General features: G+C 41.6%; 20 protein-coding genes, 1 tRNA gene and 1 riboswitch. Of the genes, 14 read left to right on the top strand and 7 right to left on the bottom strand.

Annotated features, from left to right (window positions below; genetic code table 11):
- Positions 1–5 precede the first annotated feature (5 nt).
- From Q7O90_RS01995 to Q7O90_RS01965, 7 genes are all read left to right on the top strand, one after another.
- Entirely contained in the window at positions 6–968 is a 963-nt protein-coding gene (locus Q7O90_RS01995) for an alpha/beta hydrolase (protein WP_304126812.1), read from the top strand.
- A complete protein-coding gene (locus tag Q7O90_RS01990) occupies positions 958–2,295 on the top strand; it encodes an acetyl-CoA hydrolase/transferase family protein (RefSeq protein WP_304126809.1) in 1,338 nt (445 codons plus the stop codon). Before Q7O90_RS01995 ends, Q7O90_RS01990 begins: the two co-directional genes overlap by 11 nt.
- A gap of 107 nt (positions 2,296–2,402) precedes the next feature.
- The gene (locus tag Q7O90_RS01985) at positions 2,403–3,104 is read left to right on the top strand and encodes a prepilin peptidase (RefSeq protein ID WP_304126807.1); all 702 of its coding nucleotides are present in this window, start codon (positions 2,403–2,405) and stop codon (positions 3,102–3,104) included.
- A gap of 82 nt (positions 3,105–3,186) precedes the next feature.
- Entirely contained in the window at positions 3,187–3,999 is an 813-nt protein-coding gene (truA, locus tag Q7O90_RS01980; RefSeq protein WP_304126804.1) for a tRNA pseudouridine(38-40) synthase TruA, read from the top strand.
- Complete coding sequence (locus tag Q7O90_RS01975; protein WP_304126801.1) at positions 3,987–4,742, top strand: segregation and condensation protein A; 756 nt, start codon at positions 3,987–3,989, stop codon at positions 4,740–4,742. The genes truA and Q7O90_RS01975 overlap by 13 nt, the downstream gene beginning before the upstream one ends.
- Entirely contained in the window at positions 4,732–5,331 is a 600-nt protein-coding gene (gene scpB / locus Q7O90_RS01970; protein ID WP_304126799.1) for an SMC-Scp complex subunit ScpB, read from the top strand. The genes Q7O90_RS01975 and scpB overlap by 11 nt, the downstream gene beginning before the upstream one ends.
- Positions 5,318–6,022: a pseudouridine synthase gene (locus Q7O90_RS01965; protein WP_106056552.1), complete on the top strand. Its 705-nt coding sequence runs from the start codon at positions 5,318–5,320 to the stop codon at positions 6,020–6,022. The genes scpB and Q7O90_RS01965 overlap by 14 nt, the downstream gene beginning before the upstream one ends.
- 135 nt (positions 6,023–6,157) lie before the next feature.
- Here the strand turns inward: Q7O90_RS01965 and Q7O90_RS01960 are convergent, their stop codons facing one another.
- From Q7O90_RS01960 to Q7O90_RS01950, 3 genes are all read right to left on the bottom strand, one after another.
- The gene (locus Q7O90_RS01960) at positions 6,158–6,790 is read right to left on the bottom strand and encodes a cytidylate kinase-like family protein (RefSeq protein WP_106056554.1); all 633 of its coding nucleotides are present in this window, start codon (positions 6,788–6,790) and stop codon (positions 6,158–6,160) included.
- Between the two features lie 52 nt (positions 6,791–6,842).
- Entirely contained in the window at positions 6,843–8,078 is a 1,236-nt protein-coding gene (locus tag Q7O90_RS01955; RefSeq protein ID WP_304126795.1) for an alanyl-tRNA editing protein, read from the bottom strand.
- A 290-nt stretch (positions 8,079–8,368) separates the two neighbouring features.
- A complete protein-coding gene (locus Q7O90_RS01950; protein WP_304126792.1) occupies positions 8,369–9,646 on the bottom strand; it encodes a hypothetical protein in 1,278 nt (425 codons plus the stop codon).
- A 147-nt stretch (positions 9,647–9,793) separates the two neighbouring features.
- A riboswitch (SAM riboswitch) is annotated at positions 9,794–9,895 on the top strand.
- A 98-nt stretch (positions 9,896–9,993) separates the two neighbouring features.
- Between Q7O90_RS01950 and metK the strand changes: the two genes are divergently transcribed.
- The 3 genes from metK (at position 9,994) to Q7O90_RS01935 (ending at position 14,549) form a co-directional block, all read left to right on the top strand.
- A complete protein-coding gene (gene metK / locus Q7O90_RS01945) occupies positions 9,994–11,184 on the top strand; it encodes a methionine adenosyltransferase (RefSeq protein ID WP_304126789.1) in 1,191 nt (396 codons plus the stop codon).
- A 123-nt stretch (positions 11,185–11,307) separates the two neighbouring features.
- Positions 11,308–12,627, top strand: coding sequence for an aminoacetone oxidase family FAD-binding enzyme (locus Q7O90_RS01940; protein WP_304126787.1), 1,320 nt, complete (start codon positions 11,308–11,310; stop codon positions 12,625–12,627).
- A gap of 44 nt (positions 12,628–12,671) precedes the next feature.
- Positions 12,672–14,549, top strand: coding sequence for an NAD(P)/FAD-dependent oxidoreductase (locus Q7O90_RS01935; protein WP_304126784.1), 1,878 nt, complete (start codon positions 12,672–12,674; stop codon positions 14,547–14,549).
- A 95-nt stretch (positions 14,550–14,644) separates the two neighbouring features.
- On the opposite strand, the gene dapB is transcribed toward Q7O90_RS01935, so the two are convergent.
- Positions 14,645–15,439, bottom strand: coding sequence for a 4-hydroxy-tetrahydrodipicolinate reductase (dapB, locus tag Q7O90_RS01930; protein WP_304126782.1), 795 nt, complete (start codon positions 15,437–15,439; stop codon positions 14,645–14,647).
- Between the two features lie 58 nt (positions 15,440–15,497).
- Entirely contained in the window at positions 15,498–15,989 is a 492-nt protein-coding gene (locus Q7O90_RS01925; RefSeq protein WP_304126780.1) for a deoxycytidylate deaminase, read from the bottom strand.
- Positions 15,990–16,136: 147 nt separating this feature from the next.
- Here Q7O90_RS01925 and Q7O90_RS01920 point away from each other — a divergent pair, with 147 nt between their 5' ends.
- From Q7O90_RS01920 to buk, 3 genes are all read left to right on the top strand, one after another.
- Complete coding sequence (locus Q7O90_RS01920) at positions 16,137–17,999, top strand: DUF2207 domain-containing protein (protein ID WP_304126777.1); 1,863 nt, start codon at positions 16,137–16,139, stop codon at positions 17,997–17,999.
- 36 nt (positions 18,000–18,035) lie between these two features.
- Positions 18,036–19,919, top strand: a complete 1,884-nt coding sequence (typA, locus tag Q7O90_RS01915; protein ID WP_304126776.1) for a translational GTPase TypA — start codon at positions 18,036–18,038, stop codon at positions 19,917–19,919.
- 78 nt (positions 19,920–19,997) lie between these two features.
- Entirely contained in the window at positions 19,998–21,056 is a 1,059-nt protein-coding gene (gene buk / locus Q7O90_RS01910) for a butyrate kinase (protein ID WP_106056574.1), read from the top strand.
- A 107-nt stretch (positions 21,057–21,163) separates the two neighbouring features.
- On the opposite strand, the gene Q7O90_RS01905 is transcribed toward buk, so the two are convergent.
- The gene (locus tag Q7O90_RS01905; RefSeq protein ID WP_304126774.1) at positions 21,164–22,447 is read right to left on the bottom strand and encodes an L-cysteine desulfidase family protein; all 1,284 of its coding nucleotides are present in this window, start codon (positions 22,445–22,447) and stop codon (positions 21,164–21,166) included.
- Positions 22,448–22,572: 125 nt separating this feature from the next.
- Between Q7O90_RS01905 and Q7O90_RS01900 the strand changes: the two genes are divergently transcribed.
- Positions 22,573–22,660: transfer RNA gene (locus Q7O90_RS01900), tRNA-Ser, on the top strand.
- A 419-nt stretch (positions 22,661–23,079) separates the two neighbouring features.
- Here the strand turns inward: Q7O90_RS01900 and Q7O90_RS01895 are convergent.
- Positions 23,080–23,847 carry a helix-turn-helix domain-containing protein gene (locus tag Q7O90_RS01895; RefSeq protein ID WP_304126771.1) on the bottom strand — a complete coding sequence of 256 codons (768 nt, stop codon included), beginning with the start codon at positions 23,845–23,847 and terminating at the stop codon, positions 23,080–23,082.
- Positions 23,848–24,193 lie beyond the last annotated feature (346 nt).

The raw sequence follows: 24,193 nt of genomic DNA, 5'->3' as shown, positions 1-24,193 counted from the left end.
AACTGATGAAAAAGATTGATGAAACATTTATGTCGGCAGATGCTAAGACTCCGATACATGTTAGAAAATGGATACCCGATGAGAAGCCTAAGGCAGTGCTACAGATAATACATGGAATGGTTGAGTTCGTTGGCAGGTATAGTGCATTTGCTTCGTATCTGACCGATCACGGATATGTTGTCGTTGGACATGATTTGCTTGGGCATGGAGAATCGGCACTCACGCCTGATGATTACGGGTATTTTGGCGATCATGGCAATGAGACTTTGATTGCTGATATCCATGAACTTAGAAATAGAACAACGAAGGAATATCCAGATATTCCTTATTTTATACTCGGTCACAGTATGGGCTCCTGCCTCTTGCGTCAGTATTTAACTGAAACGGATAATGATGATATTAGCTACTCTGAAGGTCTAGCTGGTGCGATAGTGATGGGGACATGTCAGCCTAACGCTTTGGTTTTGCATGCGGGAAGGGCACTGGCATCACTGTTTAAAGCTGTGAGGGGGCCTCACTATAGAAGTAAACTCATTAACTCTATAGCATTCTTTTCGTATAATAAAAAGTTTAAGCCGGCAAGGACGCAGTTCGATTGGCTAACAAAGGATACTGAGATTGTTGATTGGTACTGCGAGGAAGAGTGGTGCAGCTTTATTTTTACTGTAAATGCATACAAAGAGATGTTTAAGGGTGTCCTTATGTGCATTGACAAGGATAGAGCTAAGACGATCTCTCCAAACCTTGCTATGCTCTTCGTTTCTGGTGCAGAAGACCCAGTAGGTGATTTCGGTGAAGGCGTTAGAAAAGCATATATGCAGTATGTGAGCAATACTAAGTGCATAGTGGATATCAAACTGTATTATGATGACAGACATGAGATCCTTAATGAGACAGACAGAGACTCTGTGTACGATGACATAAGAACTTGGCTAGACGAAAGGTTAGAGGATATCAATGAACTATAGAGAACTTTATAATTCAAAGCTTAAAACACCTAGCGAAGCTGCGCAGGTTGTAAATAGTGGCGATTGGGTAGATTTCGGATGCTACCAGGGCTTTCCAACTCTCTTTGATGAGGCGCTTGCAGCAAGAAAAGCTGAACTTGAGGATGTAAAAGTACGCGCCCTGCTTATAACTAAACCACTACAGATAGCTGAGCAGGATCCAGATGCGGAACACTTCACATATAATTCGTGGCATATGATCGGATATGAGAGAAAGCTGTCTGATAGGGGACTCTGCAAGTTCATTCCTATGGTATTTAGAAATCTCCCCGATTACTACAGGCGTTTTCTTACGGTAAATGTCGCTGTAATGGGCGTAACTCCAATGGATGAGCACGGCTACTTTAACATGTCAATGAGCAATTCTCATGCTCGTGCAGTTTTTGATGTAGCGGATATTATCATTCTTGAGGTAAATGAGAAGCTACCTTTTGTTCATGGACTTGAAAACACCATACATATCTCGGAAGTAGATATGGTTATTGAAGGGGAGCATGAGGGACTTACTGAATTCCCTTCAATTGTAGCCGGTCCAGTAGAGGAGCAGATAGCAGAATCTATCGTTGATAGAATGACAAATGGTGCATGTATTCAGCTCGGAGTTGGAGGTATGCCAGATGCGATAGGAAAACTGATTGCTGAGTCTGAGCTCAAAGACCTTGGAATTCATACAGAACTGCTAGTAAATGCTTATCTCGATATGCACAAGGCAGGTAAGATAACAAATTTAAATAAGCATGACATCATGAGAGGTAAATCGGTGTTCAGTATTGCCCACGGTACAAAAGAATTATTCGACTGGGTTTCAGATAACCCTAGCATGTGCTGTGCTCCAATAAATTATGTAAACGACCTTTCAGTAATAGGAGAAATTGACAACTTCGTATCCATAAACAGTTGTATCGCGGTGGATTTATTTGGACAAATTTCAGCTGAAAGTGCGGGAACTAGGCATATAAGTGGAACTGGAGGGCAGCTTGATTTCCTCACTGCGGGTTTCAAGAATCCTAGAGCTCAGAGCTTTATCGCACTTCCTTCTACATATACAGATAAAAAAGGAAATCTACATTCGAATATCAAACCTACGTTTACTGGTGGCGACATAATTACGGATCCGCGAAGTCAGGCATATACTATGGTAACTGAGTATGGCATAGAAAATCTCGCAGGAGCTTCAGTATGGGAACGTGCCGAAAAGCTGATTAGCATAGCACATCCTGATTTCCGGGAGGAACTCATTGAGTCAGCTAAGAAGGTAAATGTATGGAGACAATCGAATAAGAGATAGATTTTGTTGATAATAGACTTATAATAGGTACATTAAGGCGCCCTTTGGGGTGCCTTATATATTATATTGTGTGTTATAATTAGCGAATGGATCAATATTACGTATTTATGATAATTAAATCGGTAATTTCAGTAATTATCGCATTACTGCTAGGCAATGGTGCAGTTGTCTGGTTCAATAACATGCCTGTGAGATGGTTCCAGGAAGAGGAAGAAATTTTACCTCCATCACTTATCGCAGATATTGAAAGTGAGAGACAGAGACTTACTAGCACACCGTGGAAGCTTGTTTTCACAGTATTCTTCGGAGCAAGCGGCGTATTTTTGTCCATCAGGGAATCGTCACAGTTTATGATTGCCGGTATGCTTTTGATATTCATTGTTACCATGATGGCGATATGTGATGCCAAGTATCGCATAATTCCTGACCAACTGAACGTGCTATTAGCCGTATCGGCAGTTGGTTTCGTGAGTTTTAACGAGAAGTTGCTCGAGCCTATTTATGGTGCGCTCACAGGAGTACTACTTGGACTCGCTACATATGGATTAGGGAGAATAATATATCACAAGACTGTAATTGGAGGTGCGGACATCAAGTTCTACATATCAATAGGCTTGGTTACAGGTATGTATGGAGTGATTGCGATATTCATTTTGATTTCTGTTTTCGCACTTATTCACATTATTTACCTGAGCATCACAAAGAAATTTGATGCTGATGAACATAGACCGATGCTCGTATATGCTCTTCCTGCTGTAACTCTATATGTATTGGTTTTATGGGATTATCTTCCACTTGTGCTACTATAGTGAAGCTAGCTAAAAAATAATATAGGGGCCTTGTAGAAGAAGCTACGAAGTATATTTTATGTAAATAGATAGAAAGGTAAATATGTCTGAGGGAAGCAAGAATATTCTTCTTAAAATTCAATATGACGGTACGAATTTTCACGGCTGGCAAAAGCAGGTTGATGTTAGGACTGTGCAGGGCGAAGTTGAACATGTGCTCCGCTTTATCGCAGGTTATGAAGTGCCTGTAAATGGAACAAGCAGAACCGATACAGGCGTACATGCATTAGGTCAATGCTGTTCCTTCACATGGGACAATCCACTTCCAACTGATAAACTAGCAGATATAATGAACAGAAGATTCGGTGCAGGTGGTCTAGGGAGAAGTGGACTTCCTGGTGATATTAAGGTCATTTCGGCACATGAAGTTCCGGAGGATTTTCACGCTAGATTTTCTTGCCATGGTAAGACTTATAAGTATATTATCGATAGAAGTGGTGATATATTTGAACGTAATCATGTGTATCAATTTGGCTTAGAGCTGAATCACGAGGCTATGCGTGAGGCAGCAAAGCTTGCGGTTGGAACAAATGACTTCGCTTCATTTCAAACATCAGGTGGGATTCCTAGAGAGACGACGGTAAGGACAATCACGGATATTACCATAATACAAGAAGGTGACAGGACTATAATCAGGGTCACAGGTGATGGTTTCCTGTATAATATGGTTAGAATCCTAGTAGGCACTTTGCTTGAGATTGGAACAGGTAAGAGAGAAGCTAGCGAGATGGAGACCATCATAGCATCCACTGATAGGAGCAAGGCGGGATTTACGGCACCACCAGAAGGTTTATACTTAGAAGAAATATATTTTGATGATGGATTCAAATGTGGAGGCAGCACTTGTACAAAGTAAGAATTGATAAATTTGAAGGGCCATTCGATCTGCTGGTTTATCTGATTCAGAATGCCAAGATGGATATATACGATATACGAGTGGCTGAGATAACGGAGCAGTACATAGGATATCTAAAAGAGATGGGGGAACTTAATGTCGAAGTAAGCAGCGAGTTCATAGTCCTAGCAGCTGTACTTATTAGGCTCAAGTCACATATGCTACTTCCTCGTGTCAATGATGCTGGTGAAGTCATAATTGATGAAGATCCGCGCATGGAGCTAGCGAGCAGGCTTGCTGAATACGTAAAGACCAAGAAAATCGCTGAGATGCTTCAGGAGAGACTGGAGGCAAACCAGTGCATACATGAGAAACCAGCTGAAGATATATCGGAATATCTAGACTCACCAGATGAACTTTTAAAAGCAGATATCGAGCAATTTATTAATGCGTTTAATGCATTTTTGCAGAAGAAAAAGCGTGTGGCAGATGTCAAGAAGAGATATCAGAGAATAAAGAGAGAACGAGCTTCTATAGAGGATCGCATAAGCTACATGACAGATATAATTAAGGATAGAGTTTCTGTGGGTGAGTATATTGATTTTACAGAGCTCGTGCCGGAGGAGGCGGATAGATACGATGTCACGCTTTCGTTTATGTCGCTTCTTGAGATGATTAAGATGCAAGAAGTCGATGCCAAGCAAGAGAAAAACTACGGAAATATAAGTGTTATTAAGAAAGAGGTCCAGCCAAATGTACAATGATAAGGTAATGAAATCAGCACTTGAATCGATGATGTTTGTCTGGGGAGAACCGCTCAAGGTCAAGGATGCATCAGAGGTATTAGATGCTGATAAGAAAGTAGTTAAAGAGTTATTTCTGGATTTACAGCGTGAGTATGCGATGATGGGGCGCGGAATCAGGATTAGAGAGGTGGATGGCGCTTTTCAGTTCGTAACGCATGCTGAAAACGAGATTTTCATCGAGAAGCTCTGCACTCCAGTCAAGGTCAAGAAGCTATCGCAGGCAGCACTCGAAGTGTTAGCTATCATAGCTTACAGACAACCTGTTACTAAAGGTGAAATCGATTCAATTAGAGGTATCAAGAGCGAGAGAGTCATTGATGGACTCATGAGTAAGGATTTGGTCGATGTTGCTGGAAGGTCAGAAGGCGTTGGCCGTCCGCTGTTATACAAGACGACGGGTGAGTTCCTTAAGAAATTTGGATTTGCATCAATAAAAGACCTGCCTGATATAACAGAGTTCGACGATATCGAGGAATACGATGAGGAAACTCCTCATGAGCAGTTATCAATCAATTTTGAAGGAGATACGGATAGTGAGGATAAATAAATATATCGCTTCCTCTGGTGTAACTAGCAGGCGAAAGGCTGATCAGCTCATATTAGACGGTAAGGTAGCTGTCAATGGTGCTGTAATGAAAGAGCCAGGATATGATGTGAAGCCAGATGATGAGGTTCTATGTGAGGGCAGAAAGATATCGCCTGAGACTAGTAAGACTTATATACTGCTCAACAAGCCAGTAGGATACGTGACCACTACCTCAGATGATAAGAATAGACCGACAGTTCTCGACTTAATTCAGGATGAGGACAGGAGAATTTTTCCTGTGGGAAGACTTGATTATAACACTTCTGGTCTTCTTATTCTTACCAATGATGGAGATGTTGCAAACAAGCTCATGCATCCGTCTAAGGAGCTCGATAAGACTTACCGTGCGGTAGTGTCTGGCATACTTACACGTGGCAAGATTGCAAGACTTGAAAAAGGCATCGACATAGGTGGTTTTAGAACTTCACCTGCCAAGGTAGATGTTATAAAGCACAATAGAAACTCAACAGTAGTTGATATCACTATTCATGAAGGCAAGAACCATCAGGTTCGACGCATGTTCAAGGCTATCGATGCACCGGTTCAGGAGCTAGAGAGAATCAAGATTGGTAATCTAGTAATCGGAAGGCTGGCAGTTGGAGGCTATAGGAAGCTTGGTCCTGCAGAAGTTGAGTATTTGAAGTCCATATAGTTTGGCTTATCCGAACTAGAAATGTATAACGCAGATGTAAACTGAAAGAATCTTCAGTGATTCAATCAGAGTCATCTGCGTTTTGTATTGCTTTATAAGAATTGTTCTAGTTTAGAGCGGGAACCGAAATCAAATCTAGTCTGGCATCATGCTTTCGCCACGACTTGACTCTATGTATGTCTTGATGATCTTTACTGCACCATCTATACCCGCACGGCTGGTATTGATGAGCAAATCGTACGAATCTCTGTCTCCCCACTTTGTATCAGTGTAGTATTCGTAGTATCTACGGCGCTGCTTGTCCATCTGCTTAACTATTTTCTCCATCTGAGCAGGAGTCATATTCTTCGCATCCTGACCAGATAGGAGAGCGAGTTTGCGCTTTACTCTATCCTCTAGTGGAGCAAATAGGAAAATGCTGACATGAGACTGGTCTCTAAGTATGTAATCTGCACCACGACCGACTATAACACAGCTATCCTCGGCAGCGATTTCCCTGATAATCTTGTATTCCTCTGCCTGAATCTTATCGAATGGAGATGGCTGATACAGCTCAATTCCTGAAAAGAGTGCACTAGCTGCAAAATCAGGAGCCTTCTCCTCGTTGTTCTTAACGTAATCCTCGTGGAATCCAGTCTTCTGAACTGCCATGCTGATGAATTCGTTATCATAGAATTTTATTCCGAGCTCAGTCGCAAGTCTCTTACCAACCTCGTGACCTCCGCTACCAAATTCTCTTCCGATTGTTACTATGACTTTATTTGACATAACACCGCCTCCTTAAGCTGATTATAACACAATATAATGTGAATATATCAAGCTATAAATTCTGTTTTATAACTTCCACGAATGACTCAAGACCATATCTACTATCAAATTGTGCTCTCGCATTATCATCGCGTCCACCACCTTTTCCGCCAAAGTTCTTAGCGTGTTCTTTTACGAGGGTGCCGCAGGGATAGTTCCCATCGGAAACGAGCATGAGCGTATGGGAAGGGGAATTTGCAAGAGCTAGTAGTGGCTTTTCCCCGTCAATCATCTCGAGTGCCTTAAAACCAAGCTTCTGAAGATCATTAGGAGATATATTGTCATACTCTTTATATATGAACTTCATTCCCACTTCGTGACTACGTGCAATCGCTTCTGCTTCGAAATTACGAACATATTCAGCAAGACTTGCGCGCTTTGCCTTTAACTCGGCTTCTTCTTTGTCCTTCTTAGCAATGGCGTGCATTAGATTCTCTGGTTTTGATGAGAATTTCTCTGCTACTTCGGTAAGAATCTTATGCGACTCGCGGTAGTGAAGCAGTGCGTTTCGGCCACAGTCAAAGTAGATTCTGGTCATCCCCTTGTTAGGCTCAGCCTTAAACATTTTTATTACCCCAACTTCTCCACTAAAGGAAGGGTAGGTGCCGCAGCATGCGCAGCAGTCGAATGGGTCATCAGGATTACCAACCGTAACGATAACAACGTTGCCATCTACCTTTTCGTTAACTGCTTTTCTAAGTGGCATGTAATTAGCCGACTCAACTGAGTCAAAATGATGAGCTTGAATAGGGAGGTTTTTCCACACCGCTTCATTAGCGAGAAGCTCAGATTCTGAGAGCATTTCTTCGGTCATGAGCTCGCCTCCGAGATCAATATCTATGGTTATATAATTTTTCCCCATGTGGAAACCTTTGTTGGCTCCTTTATATAGTTTGTAGATCGCTCCACTAAGGATGTGCTCGCCATAGTGTCTCTGCATATTTGTGAAACGGAATGTCCAGTCTAGTTCTAATGTGACCTTGTCGCCGACTGTAAATGGTACTTTATCATTTGTGTAGTGGGCGACCGCATCACCCGAATCATGAGTATCAAAAATTGTTACTATTTTGCTGTTATCATCTGATAGATGGATGGTTCCTCTGTCACCAGGTTGCCCACCACCCTCAGCGAAAAAAATGGTTCTATCTGTTATAATTTCAGTCCTCTCCTTGGAAATAACTATATCAGTTATCGTCGCCTCGAGTGTTTTTAAGTATTGATCATTGTGGAAAACTTTTTCAGTAGTCATATTTCCTCCTTGCTAAATTGTTCTTCTATAAATCGAACAAAAATGTATAAAAACATTTTTTAAAACTGTTGATAACTTCTCTTGACAGATCAGATTGGAATCGCCAAGCCCTATAAAATGCGCATTTTTGTTTATCGACTTATCCACTTCTGGGTGTTGAAAAGATTGTATACGATTTTTGGTTTTTATGTGGATAATTCTTGATGTGTGCATTTTATTGGGATTCAAGCGATGTGGATAACTCGCGCTAATTTTGATAGCAAAAAAAGAACAAACATTGACAGATAAAATTAGTCGTTATTTTCCGGGCTGTAAATCATCTCGCTAAATTTTGCACCAGGCATCTCTGAGAAGCTCTTAAATACCTGAGTCTCTAGCTTGTATCTGCCTTTCAACTCGAGTTTGCTAGCATTCATGCTTCTACTTATATCGGCCTCCATATTGGTTATCTTGATGATGTCATGGCTCATGACCACGAGCTCATTATTAGGTGTCAATAGATATGCACCATACATGTCGTGATTCATATAGTAGTTTGATGAATCCACATGATAATTATCCTTATTGTATAGGATATATGTGATTCCGTTAGGGGCTGGCGACATGGTGGCGTCTGCCCCGAAGACGGAATCGTCCAGATCGAACGATTCTGCAGGCACTGTTAATTCGTATAGTGTTATATACTCGGCCTGCTGGAGCTGAAGCGCTGCCTCGTAGCTTGAGATATTCATTAGGGTCGTCACTTCGAACTCCAAGATGCGGCGTGTTCGTGTGAGGCTACGTGGTGATAGCGTTATCAACGCTTCTCCATAGATATATGAATTGGAAAGCGCTGTGAATTTACACTTGTACACTGTCGCTTCTCCGTTAGGAGTAGCGGCAGTGGTCGCTTTTGATATTTTATTTCTGACTAGCTCAGCGAGACCAATTTCCTTAAACCTACTTCGCTTCATCTCGCTAATGCTTATATCTCCGAGGAATGAAGCACCGTGATAATCTTTATCTAGCATCCTCATGAGGAAGTAGTTGATAAGTTCAAACGAGGTGAGAGGGGATTTGCATACTAACTGCTGCCCTTCCTTGCTCTTCTCTTCAAAGCTATCACCCTCATAGAGCAGCTTACTAGAGGCCTCCTTCATAAGTCTTAGCCTCATCAATGTTTCTTTGCGAAAAGCCTGAATAAATGGTTCGTGGCCTTCATAATATTTTTCGTTCGTCGCTATAACCTCATCAATTAGCTGCACAAGTGTAAAGAATGGGATCCTAACTTCGCTGCCTCCAAGACCACCTGATATACGTTTCCATTCTGACCTAACTTCACGACCACCTTCGGGGTTATTAGCATTTGAGAATATCTCACGGTAATCATCCACGCCGTATTCTGAGAAATCGAGATGAATAAGCTGGAAGAGTTTATCTCTACTTCCATCTTTTGCAGTCCATGAGACCTTCATCGCTACGACACCCATAAGACGAGTGTCGGTAGCTATACACGAGTCAAAACGATAGTCTTTAAAATGATTATATTTATTGGAAAGTTTACCTTCCACAACTCTTAGCTTGGGCATATTAATTCTCCTTGTCAGTCCATAACACTATAATTATACCAAAACTAAGTCGCAATCTCGCTCGCGATAGCATTTTTCTCAAAAAACCATGATATGTAACATATGCAACTTGACACTAACAGATTTACATATATAATACTTTTACAATCCTTATTAAGAGCGAGTGAGGGAATGGGCCCGATGAACTCGCGGCAGCATCGCATATTGCGGTTGTGCCAAGTCCCACAGGTAAAGCCTGAAAGATGAGGAGACATATTCATAGATGAAAATTGTCTCTTCATGCATGTGGCTCATGCTGAAGAGTTTTTTATTTGAAGAAGGGCAGTAATGCTCAATGGAGGTTTTTAATGAAGAAATTGTTTACATCAGAATCGGTTACAGAAGGTCATCCTGATAAAGTTTGCGATCAAATATCTGATGCGATTCTTGATGCCATACTTGCCGAAGATCCTCATGCTCATGTAGCATGCGAGACAGCAACTAAGACAGGATTTGTAATCGTATTTGGTGAGATTTCAACTACCTGCACTGTAGATATCGAGGGAATTGTTAGAGGTGTTGTTAAGAGCATAGGATATGATTGCAGTGAAGTTTGCTTTGACGGTAACACTTGCGCAGTTCTCGTCAGCATCGAGGAACAGTCGCCTGATATCGCCATGGGTGTAAACGAATCCTTTGAGGTTAAGGAAGGAAAGGAAGCTGACGATGATGCTATGACTGGTGCAGGAGATCAAGGAATGATGTTCGGATTCGCTTGTGATGAGACGGAAGAGCTCATGCCAATGCCTATTTCTCTCGCGCATCAACTAGCAAGAAGGCTTGCTGAAGTAAGAAAAGATGGTACAGTAAGCTACTTAAGACCTGATGGTAAGACGCAGGTTACAGTTGAATATGATGATGACAAGGTTGTAAGAGTTGACACTGTAGTAATTTCTACTCAGCACGATCCAGATGCAACTCTCGAACAGATTAGACGCGATATGATTGAGCATGTAATTAAACCTATTATCCCTGCCGAGCTAATCGACGATGAAACTAAACTATTCGTTAACCCTACTGGCAGATTCGTAATCGGTGGTCCAAAGGGTGACTCTGGTTTGACAGGACGTAAGATCATCGTTGATACTTACGGTGGATATGCTAGCCATGGTGGTGGTGCATTCTCAGGTAAAGATCCAACGAAGGTTGATAGAAGTGGTGCATATATGGCTAGATATATTGCAAAAAATATCGTCGCTGCTGGACTTGCTCGTAAATGCGAGATTGAATTAGCTTATGCTATCGGCGTCGCAGAGCCGGTTTCCGTGTATGTAAACACCTATGGGACTGCAAACCTCAAAGATGAAGATATCGCCAAGCTAGTGAGAGAGAACTTCGATATGAGACCAGCTGCTATCATCAAGCAGCTCGACCTTCTTAAGCCAATCTATAGAGCACTGGCAGCCTACGGACACTTCGGCAGAGATGCGCTCGGCGTTAGATGGGAAGACACAGATAAGGCTGAGCAGCTAAAGGCTGCAGCGGAGAAGTTCGCATAGGATAAAGCGAATACATAAAGTTAATAACACAAGAATAATGGGCTAATACAATCATCTAGGCATGTTTGTATTAGCCCATTATGATATAATTATATGATTTTATATATGCAAGAAGGTGTATTTATGTCGCAAAAGCACATGAGGGAAAAGGGTACATTTCATAGCCCTCAGATTCCCAAAACTCTAAGAAGTGACATTTTAATAATCGGTGGCGGTCCATCAGGTATGGCAGCAGCTATAAGTGCCAAGCGAAACAATTCTAAGCTTGATGTGGTTTTGATTGAAAAAAATGAAATCATGGGCCGTAAGCTTCGTGCGACTGGTAATGGAAGATGCAATATAACTAATGTTAATGCGGAAGGTTTTAGTGAAGTTACTAGTTTTTTGAGTTCTCTAGGCATAGTGACTAAAACTAATGACAATGGATTTCTCTACCCTGTATCTGAGTCTGCTGCTGATGTTTCAGAACTGCTTGAGTTAAGGCTAAAGCAGCTCGGTGTAAAGGTATATACCGGGGTTACTGCACTGGAAGTATCGTATGATTCTGACAAGACTGAATTCGTAACGTCGGTTTCCATGGGGGAAGCAAGCAGCCAAGGTAGATCGGCTAATGCCCTTAAGTGTACCGTGTATTCGTCAGCCCTTGTAGTAGCGGTCGGCGGCAAGTCCGCACCTGTATACGGTTCAATTGGAGACGGATACAGATGGCTTAGGAAGCTTGGCCACACAGTAACTAGACTCGTGCCTTCACTTGCACCGATAGAGTGTGGAGATACGGATTTATCAAAACTATCGGGTGTAAGAGTGCATGCGGAAGCGAAGCTCTTTAAGAATGGCGAAGAAATACATAGAGAATGTGGAGAAGTTCAATTCACTAAGTTTGGACTCTCAGGTATATGCGTATTTAATCTATCTAAGGTGATGAAGTTTGAACCAGGTGATACTTTTTCTAACTTCGAAATCGAACTCGATTTATGTAGAGATGTAGAGTTAGGAGCGGTTTTAAATCGTGCGGCCGAGAGAGTTTCTAATACAAATAATGAATTTTTAGAGAGCGAGAAGCTTGTGGATGTGTTTAAGACTGTCTACAAGGAAGGTGTAGCACTTGAAATAATTAAGCAGGCAGGTTTTAAAGCAGATGAAGACTCTCTAGTCTTATCATCAGAAGAAGCTAGAGATAAGTTGGTAGCCAGTGCGAGTGCTCTTAAGTTTCAGCCGACCGGTCAGAAGGGGTGGAAGGAAGCGCAGTGTACTTCCGGTGGAGTTATAACTTCGGAAGTTGATAAATCATCATTTGAATCAAAGCTAGTAAGGAACCTATATATAGTTGGTGAGATTTTAGACTACGATGGTTTTTGCGGCGGATATAATCTAAATCATGCGTTTCTATCAGGGAAGCGTGCAGGGGCATCAGTGTCAGAACACATGAATACTCAGGCGTGAGTAGGGCTCTGAAAAGGATAAAGTATAAGGATGAAGTACAAAGTATGGAAACGAGAATTGTAGATAAAGTGTGGCGCGGCGGAGAGACGCCTGGTAAATATTCATACAGGATAAGCGAAGTTAAGCTTCCTGTGGGACGTGAAATGACCGATTTACCGGACAAAATATCTAAGCAGCTATCTTTAAAAGCTTCGGACATCATGACTTGGCAGGTTGCTCGTGAGTCGATAGATGCAAGGGACAAGTCAAATATATTCATGGTATATACCGTAGATTTTACGTCAGGAGTACAGGTATCACCTAGAATTGCAAAAAAGCATAAGTGTAATGTGCATAAGCAAATTGAAAAATTGGCCCCGATGCCTGGAAGTGAGAAGCTTATAGGTCGTCCAATTATCGTAGGATTTGGTCCGTGCGGTATATTTGCTGCCCTAGAGCTTGCTAGGAATGGTTATAGACCGATAGTCATAGAGCGTGGCAAATGTATGTCTGAACGTGTTAAGGACGTAGAGGCATTTAAAAGCGAGGGCGTTCTAAACGAAGATTCCAATATTCTGTTCGGAGAAGGTGGAGCCGGTACATTTTCAGATGGAAAGCTAACCAGTGGTATCAAAGATCCTAATATCAAGTTCGTAATGGAGACTTTTGCTGACGCTGGTGCAGGAGAAGAGATTATATATAAGCATAAGCCACACATAGGTACAGACGTGCTGAGAGCAGTTATAGTAAGGCTTAGAGAACAGATAATTGCCCTCGGTGGTGAAGTTAGGTTTGGATCAAAGCTCAGCGATATATCGATTTCAAATGGCGAACTCGAGTCTGTTACCATCACTTCTCCAGACGGAGGAACGGAAGTACTTGCGACTAATGCAATGATCTTGGCAACTGGTCACAGCGCAAGAGATACATATGAGCTTATCAAAGAATCGAATCTTGAGATGGAGCAGAAACCACTTTCTATAGGAGTTAGAATGGAGCATCCACAGGAGCTAATCGATAGAGCACAGTACGGATCAGAGGATAGGCTTCCTCCAGCGGAATACAAGGTTTCGTACAAAGCGAGCAATGGTAGAGGTGTATATTCTTTTTGCATGTGCCCTGGTGGAGAGGTTGTAACTTGCTCTACACATAGCGGAGAAGTCTGCGTTAATGGCATGAGCAACAGAAGGAGAGATAGCGGGACTGCTAACAGTGGTATTCTCTGCGATGTGAGAGTGAGCGATTTTGAATCCGATGATGTGCTAGCAGGCATCAGATTCCAGCAGAAATACGAAAGGCTCGCTTTTGAAAACGGTGGTGGAAACTACAAACCTCCAACATGTACTATGGGTGAGTTCCTCTCTGGAAAAGCAGATAAGGTCATTGCATCTCTTCCAAACTTTGCGTATGAGGCGATTAGAGAGGCGGTTCCGAATTTCGCTAAGAAGATTCATGGATATGATAGCCCAGATGCAGTGATCAAAGCTGTTGAAACTAGAAGCTCTGCACCTCTAAGAGTTATTAGAGATAGAGAGACGGGCGAAAGCACAACAATCTCCGGCATCTATCCTGCAGGTGAGGGCTGTGGATATGCAGGGGGCATTACATCAGCAGCATGCGACGGCATAAAGCAGGCGGATAAGTTGATAGAGCGGTTTATGGAGCCTCTAATGTGTACAGCAGACGAATTATTTAATCAAATAAAGAAACTTTCCACGAATATAACTGAGGAAAATTATCATGCATACAATATGCAGGGATATGATATTTTGATTAAAATAAAAGAATTAAGAGTTGCACAAGAACAAGCATATAACATACTTTTTAGGTATCACAACAATTTAGCGGACAGTCTAAATAAACAGTGGATTGCAGATATGTTAGATTATATATGTGGATGGTGTGCTCCGGAAAAATACATTTGGGGGAATAGGGGAAAATAATGTCGAGACAAATGATTGAAAATAATAATAGCCATACAGAAATAGGGCGGTTGTGCCCTTGGCTTTCTGTATGGTTATTTAATATATAAGCGTTTTTACAACCCAAAGCAATCCTGAACCGTATATGACCCAACAGGCTGCTTGCTGAGGTAAACTGCACAGTCAACTGCACCGGCAGCAAAGCACTTAAAGCTCTGAGAGTGATGAGTAATCTCAAGTCTCTCACCGAGACCAACAAAATATGTCGTATGGCTGCTTGAGATATCTCCGCCTCTGATGGAGTGAAAAGCAATCTCGCCATGCTCGCGAGGGCACCTTCCTTGTCTGCCATATCTATCCACATCATGGAGTGATTCGCCTCTAGTTTTAGCTACGAGCTCACCGATTTCCTTAGCAGTACCACTAGGAGAGTCAAGTTTAGTGCTGTCGTGCATGTCGAGTATCTCAACGTCCACATCACCAGCCAATTTAGTGGCATCTTCAATTAGTTTATACATAACATTTACAAGTCTAGATGTATTAGCCGCAAGCATTACAGGGATTGTTTTACCAGCTTCTTCAAATGCCTCCCTCTGTTCTAGGCTGAATCCAGTGGTTCCACAGATTAGTGCTTTCTTGTGCTTTTTCGCAGCTTCCAGTGTAATCATTGCCTGATCAACAGTGGCAAAATCTATGATTACATCACAGTCATCTATTAGCTCTTCGATATCCGAAACAACAGGGGCACCTAGCGCTCTGCCGATCATAGCGACCTCTCCAATATCCTTGCCGATGTAATTTCTGTCAGCAGGAGCGACACCACCGACGATAGTGATTTCTTTGCGGTCTGCAGCAATCGCTGTAATCAGGCGGCCCATTTTGCCGCGAGGACCAACAACTAGAAGTTTCATAAAACTACCTCCAATTAACAAAATAATTACTTAATAATAATCGAAATAAAGCCAAGTGCTATCTATCAAGCTCATTTTCGAAGCTTAGTACGAGATTCTTTTCCCTAGGAGTGAGCCTGCGAAGCTTAACCCCAGCCATGCCTAGGATTCGCTTAGATGCTAAGGTGGATTTCTCGTTAGCATACTTGTCGTTTAGATATACGACCTCTTTGATGCCGGACTGAATAATTGCCTTAGCGCATTCGTTACATGGGAAAAGTCCAACGTAGATCGTTGCACCTCTAAGCGACTTGCCTCCTGAATTAAGAATTGCGTTTAATTCAGCATGAACAACGTAAGGGTACTTGGTATCCTCGCCAGTTCTGTCCCACGGTAGATCATCATCCGAGCAACCGACAGGGAATCCGTTGTAACCAGTGGATAGAATCACATTGTTGCTGTCGACAATGCAAGCTCCAACCTGCGTGTTTGGATCCTTGCTTCGCTTAGCTGCAAGAAGGGAAACTCCCATAAAATATTCATCCCATGATATATAATCTTGTCTCTTCATATTACACCCTCGTTAATATAGTATCTATCCTGTATTTTATACTAAGGTTCAAAGCGTATCAACTATTCTATCACCCCTTTGAATCATTGTGCTTAACCATTTTATGCGGTATAATATCAAGAAGTATTGCCTAGAAGGAGACGTATAATGACGAGCAACGGCAAAGTGTTGTCAAATACATATAAATACTTAATTAAAATATTGCTAACTATTGTAATCATGAGTGTGAGTCATGGTCTAGTTTTGACTGACTCTTTCGGTGCAACTAAGGATAATAGCTACGAGATTAACAACTATGATTTTAAGGCAGTTGTAAAAAAGAATCACACCTATGAAGTTACTAAGCAGATAACCGTTAATCTTCCGAATAATCTTTCGGAAATATCTTTCGACGTACCCGCAGGTAACTACATCATTAACGATGTAGATGTTAAGGGTACTGATTTTTCTTTGGCGAAAAATGGCTCGAAGTATAACATTGTAATTAAAGACAAGAAACAGCTGCGGAAGGGAAGTCATACCTTTAAGATTACCTATATTGTGAAGGAGTTTGCTGAAAAGAATAAGAACTATGATTTGTTTTATTTGACTGCGCTATCGCCTGATTGGGAGGTACCCATCCAGAACTACAAGTTCACGTTAGTGCTGCCCAAGGACTTCCCTTGGGATGACCTTCAGTATTATGCTGGCCAGTTTGGTTCTCAGGATGTATCAAACAAGATGTCGTACTCCATAGATGGAAATACCATTACCATGAGTGGTTCGCTTATTCCGTCTGATTTTGGCATCACTTTTAAGGCCGAACTTCCAGATGGATATTGGAAAGATCCTCTAAACAATGAATGGACTGTTGGACTAGGAGGGGTACTATTTATCGCTGCAGCAACACTGTCGCTAATCTTGTGGTTAGCAGGTGGAAGAGATCCGAAGTTTAAGAAAAAGGTTATTTCTAATCCAATCGATGGTATATCAACCGCTGACGTAGCATATGTGTTTAACGGTAAGTTATCAATACGAGATATCGTTCCGCTTATAGTCAGACTGGGAATATCAGGGTGCCTCAAGATAGTTGAGTATGCTCCAAAGAAGTATAAGCTAGTGAAGCTTAGTACACCATCTATTGACGAAGATAGATATATTCGTGCAATTTATGGAGAACTTTTTGAAGATGTTTATGAAGGAAGAGCTGTCGAGATGGAGGACATAGGAGTTAAGCTCAAGAGGATACTTATCGATGTTGAAAGCAGTGTTGCTAGTGGTTATAGCTCTCGCGAGATGAGGGCGAGCACTACAATATCAAAGCTGTTTAGGTATGTAAGTATTGTAGCTATATCTCTTGCAATTGCTACTATTCCTGTTCTTGTGTCGATGTATATGTATGAAGAAGAGATTAAATATGGACTTCCAGCTGGATTGTTCGTGCTTTCAGTATTGATTTTGAATATTATCACGAGAAGATTTGATCTCAGGTACGATATGGATTGGAATCACTTCAAGGTTTCAATTTCCATGTATTCTGCGCTTTACGTAGCTGAGCTCGTGTACGTAGGATATCTCGTGTACAAGTGCAATAAATCGCTAATGATTCCTCTTCTGATAGTAGTTGCTGGTGCATTTGGAGCGATGATGACGTGCCTAATGGCAGCGAGGGCTAGAGAAAATGCTCGTCTTTCAAACAGGATGATGGGGATGCGCAACTTCATCGAAGAGGCACAGCCTAGGGATATTGCAATAATGCAGCAGTCAAACCCTGAATATTTCTACGAGATGTTACCTTATGCTATGCAGTTCTCGCAGTATGAGATATGGGCACAGAAGTTCAGAGGGTTCAAAGTTACAGCGCCAAATTGGTTTGAAATTATCGCCGAAGGACGCACATCTATGGCTAGCGTTTCAAATGGTGATGTCGAGACTTTGACAAGGGAGCTTTATCAATTTGAAAGAACGATAGAAAGCGTTTACAACGTAATTAACCGTAGAAGGAGATTTTTCCTCAGTTCGGGAAGATAAGTATTTTATAGATATAGCCAGTTAGAAGGGATAACGATGGGAGAAAAAAATAAGATAATTAATATCGCGGTAATTGCACACGTTGATGCAGGTAAATCAACACTTGTTGATGCGCTTCTTGCTCAATCTCATGTATTTAGAGACAATGAAGATGTTGTAGAGTGTGTAATGGATAGTGATGCAATCGAGAGGGAGCGTGGAATTACTATATATTCCAAAAACTGCTCTATCATGTACAAGGATTACAAGATTAATATTGTCGATACACCAGGACACGCCGATTTTAGCTCCGAGGTTGAGCGAATCATGAAGACTGTTGATACAGTAATTCTACTAGTAGACTCTAGTGAAGGGCCTATGCCTCAGACCAGATTCGTGCTCAATAAATCGCTTGAGCAGGGCCTAAATCCGATATTATTTATCAACAAGATAGATAAGAAAGATGCTAGAATAGATGAGGTTGTAGATGAAGTTTATGAACTGTTTATGGATCTTGAGGCTAACGATGAACAGCTAGATTTCCCAATCATGTATGGAATTGCAAGACAGGGAATAGCAGTTAATGACCCTAGTGAAGTTGCTGATATCATGGTGGATAATGGTACAACTAAGATTAAGAAAAGTCCAAAGGGCTTTGGGGATTTCAATATAGAACCGCTGCTTGATAAGATTGTTGAACACTGTGACCCATATCCTGATCTAAGGGATGAGCCACTTCAGCTACAGATTTCTTCACTTGCATATGATGACTATATCGGAAGACTTGGAATAGGTAGAATTACAAGAGGCACACTCAAGGCGGCGCAGCAGGTAGTGGTCATGAAAGATGAAGAAGAGTCGTACAATGCCAAGATAAATCAGGTATTTGTATATAGAGGTCTTCAGAGAATGTCAGTTGACGAGGCTGAGTGCGGAGATATCGTCGTTATATCGGGTATTTCAGAAATCTCGATAGGTGAGACAATCTGTGATCCAGCACATCCTGAATCTCTCGGTAATATCAGTATCGAAGAGCCGACCTTGTCGATGAACTTCATGGTTAACTCTTCGCCATTCGCTGGTAAAGTCGGTAAATACGTGACAAGTAGACACATCAAAGAGCGCCTGGAGAAAGAGCTCGAAGTTAACGTTGGACTGGTAGTAGAGCCTACAGACTCTACTGATTCATTTAAGGTTTCGGGTAGAGGAGAATTACATCTATCTATTCTTATAGAGAATATGCGCCGTGAAGGATATGAACTCGCTGTATCTAAGCCTGAGGTTGTAACGAAGCGCGGTGACAATGGGGAGCTGCTTGAACCTGTTGAAGAGGTTGTTGTGAGTGTTCCAGATGAATATTCTGGATCGGTTATCTCTAAGCTCAATATGCGTAAGGGTATGATGAAGCAGATGATGAGCGAAGGCAACGGATATTCGAAGATTGAGTACTCAGTTCCAACTCGTGGACTCATGGGATATAGAAGTGAGTTTATAAATGATACTCATGGTGAAGGTACCATGGTTAGACGCTTTGAGGGATTTGAAACTTGGAAGGGTGAAATACCAGAGCGTACTAACGGTGTTGCTGTAGCACAGGAAGAAGGCAACTGTACGCCATATGCAATATTTAATATTCAGGAGCGTGTGCAGATGTTCGTTGAACCTGGAACTCACGTTTATGAAGGTATGATAGTCGGTATGAACTCTAGAGGCGATGATATGGTAGTAAATCCATGCAAGGCAAAGAGAGTATCTAATATGCGTGCGGCGGGCAGCGATGACACGATTAAGCTAACACCACCGCGAACATTTACCCTGGAGGAGGCACTCGAATTCATCAATGGAGATGAACTCGTAGAGGTAACACCAGAGGATATCAGACTTCGCAAGAAGCTTCTCAAAGAGATTGAGAGGCGCAAAGCTGGTAATAGAAATAAATAGTCATGTTATCACGTTCGAATGTATTTATACTAAGGACATGATTAAAATATTGAGGTAACGAAAGGAGAAATTGGTAACATGAAGATTCTTGTAATCAACCCTGGAGCAACATCCACAAAGATTGCTGTATACGAGAATGATCAGGAGCTTATGCGCGTAGGTATTGACCACGATGCAGCTGAGATGGACAAGTATGCAAACATCGTAGATCAGATGCCATTCCGTCGCGACGTAATAATGAAGACGCTCGATGCTGAAGGCTACAAACTGGAAGATTTTGACGCAATTTGCGGTCGTGGTGGACTATTCAAGCATATCCCATCTGGGACTTATCTCGTTAACGATGCAGTTATCAGAGATATTAAGAACCCACCTTATGGTGAGCATGCGGCTAACCTCGGAGCGTATCTAGCAAAAGAACTAGGTGATAAAGTTGGCATTCCTGCTTTCTTCGTTGATCCTGTTTGCGTAGACGAGCTTGATGATGTTGCTAGATACTCTGGACTAAAGGGTATGGAGAGACAGAGCTTCTTCCATGCGCTTAACCAGAAGTCAGTTGCTAGAAAGGCAGCAAAGGAAATAGGAAAGGCTTATGAAGACCTCAACCTAGTTGTAGTTCACCTCGGAGGTGGAGTATCTGTTGCAGCTCACAAGAAGGGCAGAGTTGTAGATGTATACAACGTAAAGGACGATGGTTCTATGGGTATGGATAGAGGTGGTGCTCTTCCTGCAAATGCTCTCGTTAACCTATGCTTCTCTGGAAAGACTAAGGCTGAAGTAAAGAAAATCATCGGTCATGAGGCGGGTGTATTCTCATACACAGGAACTAAGGATTTCCGTACAGTAGAGAACAAGGCATTTGACGAAGGAGATAAGGAATGCTTAGGTGCATTCAGAGCTATTGCTTACCAGCTATCTAAGGATATCGGCGCTATGTCTGCTGTTCTTCACTTCGATGTAGATGCAATTGTGTACACCGGTGGAATGGCTTATAGTGATAGATTCTGTGAGGAAATCACTTCATACGTAGGTAAGGTTGCTCCAGTTCTAAGATTCCCTGGCGAGGAAGAGATGAAGTCTCTTGCTGATGGTGCACTCAGAGCTCTCGAGACAAAGGAGTACAAGATTTACGAATAGTAAACTTTTGAATCGATTTCGAAGTTAAATAAAAAAAGCGGACGGCAGCGCCGTCCGCTTTGTCATTATGCTTATGATTGCAATAATGATTAGATTATTAATTATGCTTATGATTGCAGCTTTGATTTCATTATATCTAAGATAGTCTCTTCTGTTTTGACCATGCCGGGTGAGGCGATTAATCCCATATTACGCATAGTTTCTTCAGGAGTTGAACCATTGATGCCGTGTAGGTTTTCTATGCATATACCAGACATTGCAAAGTCTTTTGAACGAAAAGCCGTATCTACAGCTGAGACACCCTTCATAACACATCCATGGTTTCCTCCGTCACAAATCATCCCAGTGATGCTACTCGCCATGTTGTTAAGGCATCTAGATATCGCTTCAGTATCACCACCGTCAAGGTATACAAGCGCAGAAGCCATGCCACTTCCAGCAGCGATAGCGCATCCGCAAAATGCAGATAGCTTCCCAGAATATTCTTTTATATATGTACAGACTAGATAGCTGAGAGCGGTTGCTCGGATAAGTTTCTCCTCTTCGATATTATGGATTTTACAGTAGCCATATAGAGGAAGTGTAGCTATGATTCCATGTGCACCAGATCCAGTAATGCTCATCGCTGGAGCATCAAGTCCTAGCACTCTCGCCTCAATCGCAGCATTGCATAATAAACTTGCTGTATCGACAGCGTTATCACTGATAGTTTTATTTCCGTTATTTTTATATAGCGATTTTGCAAAAGTCGTGCGGTCACTCGCCATGGCCAAATCATAAAGATTGAGATTAACTGTGTAAGCCTCCTTAATAAACACTATGTCTTCAAATGAGACTTCGTTAACTAGGTTGACAAAATCTTGAAGAGTGTACTTGTGAATTATCGGTGGTTCAGCAGATTCAGACTGTTCATAAGCAGGTAAATCATTGCCCTCTACAATTTTGCCGTTGTGCTTTATGCACGTAATATTGGTATGGCTATCCCAAATAATTACCTCGGCGTATTCATCGCCGCAGCGGGCAACTACTTCGATGTGTATACAGCTACTAATTTCCGATAAAACAACTTTAATACGGTCGTCGGCAATCATCTTCTCAGCGGCTTTATTATCAGCAGGAGTGACTGACGAAAGACACTCGAGCCCCATAGAAGGGTCGGCTGCGATTGCACCTAGTGCGGCAGCATATAGGTTACCTACGTGAGGACTGCTCGGAATACCACAGGTAAAAGCATTCTTGTATATACCGCTATTAAGTCTAAGCTCGATGCTCTCTACCTCGCCGCTAAGGTACGAACAAGCCGTGGAAACAGCAAAAGCTATAGCACCTGGTTCAGTTACACCTAGTGCAGGCTTCATATCAGATTTTATTAGTTCTATAAGCTCGTGCATTTGATACTCCTTTCTGTGTATTTACATAATACCATACACGTGAATATAATAACGGCTTGCGTTTAGATTCCGTTTGTGTTAATCTAGTTAGGCATGATTTGAATATGATTGCGTTAGCCGCGTGTGGAGGATTGACCGAGTGGCTAAGGAGCCTGATTGGAAATCAGGTAAGGCGTAACAGCCCCGTGGGTTCGAGTCCCATGTCCTCCGCCAAAAGAACCTTGCAATTTCAGCGGTTGCAAGGTTCTTTTTATTTATTACGTGACTTTTTCGTGACTATTTTTGATGTTTTTAAACAAACTATTATTGTATAAATCTAGGAGATAAGTCACTGGCATTTATATCGTCCATATTGTAAAATATTCGTCTTCTACAAGCATTATATCCGTCAATGGTATAGGAGTTATTCTTAATTATATTGTCCCATACAGCCAATATAAGGCTATGTGCGGTTTATTTGCTAGAACCATTTGATAGTATTTCTTATTCCCATGATTGGACCATTTTCACGGCTTCTTTTTTCTTTGTTGTGTTAAAAGTTTCGTGTTTTTTTCACTTCCCATTTATTGTTTGAGAGAGCTTAACACGAAACTTGTTTTTACTGACTTGTTCTATATACATGATATGTGCACCTATCTAGCCTTTATAAACTCGCCATAACGTATCATATCATTTAACTGTTCATCGTCCATGTCTTTTAATACCATTAACATTTCATAGAACAATTCTTTACTTGTAATTGTTGCCTTTATATCTTTAGTTACGGTCGTTTCATTTTGTGAACATGGGGCAGAATAGTAGTTATTAGTTGTTGTGTATGTATTGTTTGATTCGCTTGAATCAAAACCTATGCTATTAGATATAGTACCGCTGTTGTTTCTCATATCCATATCAACATTATTTTTATCTTCCCACCCCATAAGGCATGAGGGGGATACATTGAGTGCGTCTGCCAATAGTTGCACCTTATTAAGCGTTAGTTTTGAACTATTTTCTATTCTTGAAATCGAAGATTTATCAGAATAACCAAGCCTGCGTGCTAGCTCATCTTGTGTAATGTTTAATTCAATTCTACGACTTTTAATTCTTTCACCAATTTTCATGCCCCCCTTTTTACAGTACAGTAATTTATCTATATTACCAATATTGTCAGATGCAATACCGCTGTTATTTTTCATATCCATATAAACATTGTTTTCATCTTCCCAACCAATAAGGTATGAGGGCGATACATTAAGTGCGTCTGCCAAACTTGCAATCTTGTCGCGTCTCATGTTAGCTATTTGACCTGTTTCCCATTTTCTGACCGTACTTTTTCCCACACCCACTCTTGAGCCTAATTCCTCAAGTGTCATTCCTTGTCTCATGCGTAAAAACTTTATTTTTTCGCCAATTTCCATAATGAAGTGCACTCCTTCTTTTAAATTAGCTTTAACGTGGTTGAATAATACCAGTATTAAGGCATAAAAGCAACAATGAAGGGACGAGAAACCATGGGCTCCCGTGAGGTTCGATTATGACCTAGCCCGACAATTGCCGAACGAAGTGAAGGCAGAGGCGAGGCAGGTCAAATACAGAGGCGGTCAGTGAGATTAAGCGAAGCGAAAGACGAACTGCAGCCGCCATAGTAGTCCCATGTATATTGAGTTATATGATATAATACAGAAAAATTTTATTTAAGTATGAAAGAAATCGAATTAACTAAATCAACTTCAAATGGTATCAAACGAATTCCTAGTTTAAAAG

The sequence above is a fragment of the Mogibacterium diversum genome, from assembly GCF_938028775.1.
Classification (GTDB): Bacteria; Bacillota; Clostridia; order Peptostreptococcales; family Anaerovoracaceae; genus Mogibacterium; species Mogibacterium diversum_A.
This window is presented reverse-complemented; position numbering and strand designations above follow the sequence as displayed.

Excerpts from the sequence above, each read along its gene's own strand:
- Q7O90_RS01995 (WP_304126812.1), top strand. The coding sequence starts at position 6 with ATGAAAAAGATTGATGAAACATTTATGTCGGCAGATGCTAAGACTCCG.
- Q7O90_RS01990 (WP_304126809.1), top strand. The coding sequence starts at position 958 with ATGAACTATAGAGAACTTTATAATTCAAAGCTTAAAACACCTAGCGAA.
- Q7O90_RS01985 (WP_304126807.1), top strand. The coding sequence starts at position 2,403 with ATGATAATTAAATCGGTAATTTCAGTAATTATCGCATTACTGCTAGGC.
- truA (WP_304126804.1), top strand. The coding sequence starts at position 3,187 with ATGTCTGAGGGAAGCAAGAATATTCTTCTTAAAATTCAATATGACGGT.
- scpB (WP_304126799.1), top strand. The coding sequence starts at position 4,732 with ATGTACAATGATAAGGTAATGAAATCAGCACTTGAATCGATGATGTTT.
- Q7O90_RS01960 (WP_106056554.1), bottom strand. The coding sequence starts at position 6,790 with ATGTCAAATAAAGTCATAGTAACAATCGGAAGAGAATTTGGTAGCGGA.
- Q7O90_RS01955 (WP_304126795.1), bottom strand. The coding sequence starts at position 8,078 with ATGACTACTGAAAAAGTTTTCCACAATGATCAATACTTAAAAACACTC.
- Q7O90_RS01950 (WP_304126792.1), bottom strand. The coding sequence starts at position 9,646 with ATGCCCAAGCTAAGAGTTGTGGAAGGTAAACTTTCCAATAAATATAAT.
- metK (WP_304126789.1), top strand. The coding sequence starts at position 9,994 with ATGAAGAAATTGTTTACATCAGAATCGGTTACAGAAGGTCATCCTGAT.
- Q7O90_RS01940 (WP_304126787.1), top strand. The coding sequence starts at position 11,308 with ATGTCGCAAAAGCACATGAGGGAAAAGGGTACATTTCATAGCCCTCAG.
- Q7O90_RS01935 (WP_304126784.1), top strand. The coding sequence starts at position 12,672 with ATGGAAACGAGAATTGTAGATAAAGTGTGGCGCGGCGGAGAGACGCCT.
- dapB (WP_304126782.1), bottom strand. The coding sequence starts at position 15,439 with ATGAAACTTCTAGTTGTTGGTCCTCGCGGCAAAATGGGCCGCCTGATT.
- Q7O90_RS01925 (WP_304126780.1), bottom strand. The coding sequence starts at position 15,989 with ATGAAGAGACAAGATTATATATCATGGGATGAATATTTTATGGGAGTT.
- Q7O90_RS01920 (WP_304126777.1), top strand. The coding sequence starts at position 16,137 with ATGACGAGCAACGGCAAAGTGTTGTCAAATACATATAAATACTTAATT.
- typA (WP_304126776.1), top strand. The coding sequence starts at position 18,036 with ATGGGAGAAAAAAATAAGATAATTAATATCGCGGTAATTGCACACGTT.
- buk (WP_106056574.1), top strand. The coding sequence starts at position 19,998 with ATGAAGATTCTTGTAATCAACCCTGGAGCAACATCCACAAAGATTGCT.
- Q7O90_RS01905 (WP_304126774.1), bottom strand. The coding sequence starts at position 22,447 with ATGCACGAGCTTATAGAACTAATAAAATCTGATATGAAGCCTGCACTA.
- Q7O90_RS01895 (WP_304126771.1), bottom strand. The coding sequence starts at position 23,847 with ATGGAAATTGGCGAAAAAATAAAGTTTTTACGCATGAGACAAGGAATG.